1 protein-coding gene and 1 pseudogene are annotated in these 383 nt (G+C 46.0%); both read right to left on the bottom strand.

Annotated features, from left to right (window positions below):
- Positions 1-126: pseudogene (locus OCV62_RS18860) on the bottom strand (DUF5720 family protein); the annotation flags it as partial.
- A partial coding sequence (locus OCV62_RS18115) for a DUF6017 domain-containing protein (protein WP_262588385.1) occupies positions 127-383 on the bottom strand: 257 nt, incomplete at its 5' end. It abuts the pseudogene before it with no gap.

Consider the following 383-nt stretch of genomic DNA (forward strand, 5'->3'; position numbering starts at 1 on the left):
ACCGTGATAATTCTGCGCTCCTGCCTTTGCCCGCATTTCTTCCATCAGCTGCCCTATGGTCTTTCCCTCAGACATCATGCTTACTCCTTTCTCCCGGCACTTCCGGACAATAAAAATAGCGACCATTTACCAGCCGCCATACAGATCGTGATTTACTTGTGAGGTGTAATGATTGCTTATCGTGGTCGGTGCATTAAACAGAACGGTCAGAAGATACTGCTTCATGTTACGAATTTCCGTGGTGTTCTTCTGTAAACAGTCCATGACAAACTCAATGTGCGAGTTATCCAGCTTCAAGAATCTGGAACGAACGATTTCATGCGGAAAATCACTTCCTGCAATACGGGTGGTCTTTCGCTTTGCACAGACCGTTTCCACGATTA

This window comes from Gallintestinimicrobium propionicum (genome assembly GCF_025567525.1).
Taxonomy (GTDB): domain Bacteria; phylum Bacillota; class Clostridia; order Lachnospirales; family Lachnospiraceae; genus Gallintestinimicrobium; species Gallintestinimicrobium propionicum.